The 3,476-nt window shown below is 71.6% G+C and carries 4 protein-coding genes and 1 pseudogene; 2 read left to right on the top strand and 3 right to left on the bottom strand.

What is annotated here, in order from left to right:
* The coding region (locus tag E1281_RS38565; RefSeq protein ID WP_131884637.1) for a MoxR family ATPase at positions 1-560 on the top strand (560 nt) is incomplete at its 5' end.
* A pseudogene (locus tag E1281_RS38560) lies at positions 557-1,030 on the top strand (DUF58 domain-containing protein); the annotation flags it as partial. The gene E1281_RS38565 and the pseudogene E1281_RS38560, both read left to right, overlap by 4 nt.
* Before the next feature lie 388 nt (positions 1,031-1,418).
* Here E1281_RS38560 and E1281_RS38555 read toward each other — a convergent pair.
* The 3 genes from E1281_RS38555 to E1281_RS42405 form a co-directional block, all read right to left on the bottom strand.
* Positions 1,419-1,868: a TadE family type IV pilus minor pilin gene (locus tag E1281_RS38555; RefSeq protein ID WP_243717793.1), complete on the bottom strand. Its 450-nt coding sequence runs from the start codon at positions 1,866-1,868 to the stop codon at positions 1,419-1,421.
* 11 nt (positions 1,869-1,879) lie between these two features.
* On the bottom strand, positions 1,880-2,074 hold the full coding sequence (locus tag E1281_RS38550) for a DUF4244 domain-containing protein (protein ID WP_131884636.1): 195 nt from the start codon (positions 2,072-2,074) through the stop codon (positions 1,880-1,882).
* A 90-nt stretch (positions 2,075-2,164) separates the two neighbouring features.
* Positions 2,165-2,728 (bottom strand): type II secretion system F family protein, encoded by a 564-nt coding sequence (locus E1281_RS42405; RefSeq protein ID WP_243717792.1) that lies wholly within the window; start codon positions 2,726-2,728, stop codon positions 2,165-2,167.
* Between the last annotated feature and the right edge of the window lie 748 nt (positions 2,729-3,476).

Below are 3,476 nucleotides of genomic sequence, written 5' to 3'. Positions count from 1 at the left end.
CCCAGAACCCCATCGAATCCGAAGGCGTCTACCCCCTCCCCGAAGCCCAGCGCGACCGCTTCCTCATGAAGATCGACGTCCACCACCCCGCCGCCCACGAGGAACTCCAGATCCTCCAGCGGATGAGCGTCGACCCACCCGAAGCCGCCGAGATCCTCGACACCGGACGCCTCGCCGGACTCCAGCGCGCCGCCGAAGAAGTCGCCGTCCACGAACTCATCGCCGACTACATCGTCCGGCTCGTCATGGCCACCCGCGAACCCGACCAGTACCGCCTCCCCGACCTGCGCGGCGTCATCGAGATCGGGGCCAGCCCCCGCGCCACCCTCGGCCTCGCCTCCGCCGCCCGCGCCCTCGCCCTGCTGTCAGGACGCGACTACGTCCTGCCCGACGACGTCCGCGCCGTCGCCCGCGACGTCATCTCCCACCGCCTCGTCCTCACCTTCGACGCCCTCGCCGACGGCGTCGACGCCGGCGACGTCATCGCCCAGATCCTCACCGCCGTCCCCCCGCCCCGCGTGGTCTGGAACCACGGAGCAGCGGCGGTGACCACCGCATGAGCGCGGCCCGGCACCAGCGCAGCGGCAAGCTCCACCACCTCGCCCCCGAACGCACCCTGCGCCGCCTCCAACTCCAGGTCACCCGCCGCCTCGACGGGCTCCTCAACGGCGAACACCTCGGCCTGCTCCCCGGCCCCGGCACCGAACTCGCCGAAGCCCGCCTCTACCAGCCCGGCGAGGACGACGTCCGCCACATGGACTGGGCCGTCACCGCCCGCACCACCACCCCCCACGTACGCGACCTCATCGCCGACCACGAACTCGAAGCCTGGGCCCTGGTCGACCTCACCCCCAGCATGGACTTCGGCACCGGCACCATGATCAAACGCGACCTCGCCGTCGCCGCCCTCGCCGCCGTCGGCTTCCTCACCGTCCGCCTCGGCGACCGCGCCGGCGCCTACCTCCTGCAGAGCGACGGCATACGCCGCTGGCCCGCCCGCACCGGCAAAGCCGCCATGTACGCCCTCCTCCAGGCCGTCCTGGACGGGCCCACACAAGGCAGCACCTCTCACACCCGCCCCCCCACCTGACGCATAGGCACCTAGGGAAAGCCCTTGGGGGGCCGGGTGTTCTGCAGCCGCCGGATGACAACGGCGGCTGCAGAATCGACGTCGAGCACCCCGATCCCGCCAGCGGACACGAGCTCGATCCGAACGACTACGACCCGGGCCACCCTGTTAACCGGGGACTCATCCGCACACAAGCTCAACCCGGACGACTACGGCGCACGCCACCCTGTTAGCGGGGGTTCATGCGGACGCGGGCTCAATCCGGACAACTGCGGCCCGAGCCACCCTGTTAACAGGGACTTATGCGCACACGAGCTCAATCCGAACGACTATGGCCCGGGCCGTCCTGTTAGCGGGGGCTCATCTCGCTGGGTCGGCTGGGCGACCGGGTTCGGACGTCGTTCCTCCTTCCCGTTCCTCCTTCTCGCGCCTCCTCGGTCGTTCCTCCTTCTCGTGCTTCCTTGTCGGGCGGGACGCCCGGTTCCGTCGCGGCGGCTACGTGGGCCCGGACGGTCAAGGGCGGAAGACCGGCTGCCGCGGGGGGCTTGACGGGGGCCGAGACGTCCACGTGGACGGTGGCCTCATCCCGGCTCACCCGCACCGTTGCTCCCTGGGGGACGGCCTTCACCACGAGCTCGCGCACGGCGGTGAGGGACTCGCCCCTGGCCGCGGCGCGGGCGCCGGTCCGGGCGGCGTCCGTGCAGGCGAGTTGGACGGAGGCGGCCGTCAGGCCCCACAGTGCGATCGCGGTGATCAGGACGAGGGCGGGGAGTGCCACGGCGATCTCCGCCGTGGCCATCCCGCGATCCCTCAACCGGCCAGATTGAGGGCCTTCTCGATGATCTGTACGAGCATCTCCCTCACCTGCGAGCTGGTCACGATCTTGAACAGCAGGCCGGCGAACGCGGCCGCGGCGATGGTGCCCACCGCGTACTCGGCTGTGGACATTCCGCGGTCGCTGCACGTACAGGGCCATCGCCGCACCACCATCTGTATCGCCCTCATGGGGCTCCTTTCGCTTGTGGTTCTGATTGAAGGCTGCTGGGCCGCCGAGCTGGGTGACGGGTGAACGGCGCACTGTGGATAACCCTGCGTTCACCACGGCAGGAGGATCGTCGAGGCGATCCCGGCGATGGCCGGGACGACGCCGAGCAGGACGAAGGCGGGCAGGAAGCACAGGCCCAGCGGCGCGAGCGCCCGAATGCCCGCCGCCCTCGCCCTGGCCGCCGCGGCCGATCGTGCGACGCGCCGCTGGTCCCGCGCGAGGCGGCTCAGAGACGGGGCCAGCGCCGCACCGGTGGACGCCGCCCGGACGGCCGAACGGGCCAGAGGTGCGAGCATCGGCTCCTCCGCGAGCGCGAGCCACGCCTCGGATGGGTCAGCCCCGAGCCGGATCTGGACGGAGACGCCGTGCAACCGGTCCCCGAGCGGGCCGCCCACCGCGCCCGCGACAGCGGCGACCGCGTCGTGCCAGGGAGCGCCACCACGCAGGCAGGCCGCGAGGAGATCCACTGCCACGGGCAGGTCCGCGATGAGGCGTGCCTGCCTCCGTCTTCGCTCACCGTTCCCAAGGCGGCCGAACGAGAACCAGACGGCCACCGCGGCCAAGATGCCGATCACCACGCCGGCCGGCCAGCCGACCGTGACCGCGCCCAGCACCCCGGCTCCGACAGAGGCGACGCGCCGGAGGAGGACGTCACGGTGCTGGGCGGCCTCTGCCCTGGCTCCGGGCTCGCGTCCCTGTCCGTTGTCCGGCCCGTGGTGCCGCAGGCCCTCCTTTGGGAGGTCGGGCGCCCGGATCCGCGGAGCCCACGCTCTCCACTTCACCTGGCCCGTCGGCCACCAACCCTCGTCCCGCCTCGATCCGCGAACTAAGTCCGCGCTGGGTTCCTTGCCTGCGGGCGATACTGCTCTTGGGAGCTCTGCCGGTCTCCGAAACTGGTCGCTCAGCCTCCGCCTGGCGGGGTTGGCGCCCCTGGGGAGGAAGAAGCCGAACGCCGCCGCAAAAAGCACGGCCAACAACGCAATCATCGGGGCTCCTGAGGTGAGCGCCCTCCTCTGGAGGGACGAATGGACTGCACCGCCTCCACCGACACGGCTCGTCGAGAAGCCCACGCGAGCCCCTGCACCCGCCTCCCACCCACCCGGACTTCGGCCGGGTGGTCATCGGCGAGATGAGCTGCGCCCGGGCGGTCTCCGCTCCTGAACCGGCCTCGCCGTCGCCGTGCCGAGCGAACATGCATGGCGAGAGACCTGGTCGGCGGTGGCCAGGTGTGGCGGGTGGACTTGGCCCAGGTCGGCCTGATCGACGGCGGCACAGCGGGCCGACAGGCACAGCGGGCCGACAGGCACAGCGGGCCGACAGGCACAGCGGGCCGACAGGCACAGCGGGCCGACAGGCACAGCG

Origin of the sequence: Actinomadura sp. KC345 (assembly GCF_004348515.1) — a bacterium.
GTDB lineage: Bacteria > Actinomycetota > Actinomycetes > Streptosporangiales > Streptosporangiaceae > Spirillospora.
The sequence above is the reverse complement of the archived record's forward strand: the minus strand, read 5'-3'. Positions and strand labels throughout refer to the sequence as shown.

Coding starts and splice junctions, on each gene's coding strand:
- E1281_RS38555 (WP_243717793.1), bottom strand. CDS start 1,868: ATGGCCACGGCGGAGATCGCCGTGGCACTCCCCGCCCTCGTCCTGATC.
- E1281_RS38550 (WP_131884636.1), bottom strand. CDS start 2,074: ATGAGGGCGATACAGATGGTGGTGCGGCGATGGCCCTGTACGTGCAGC.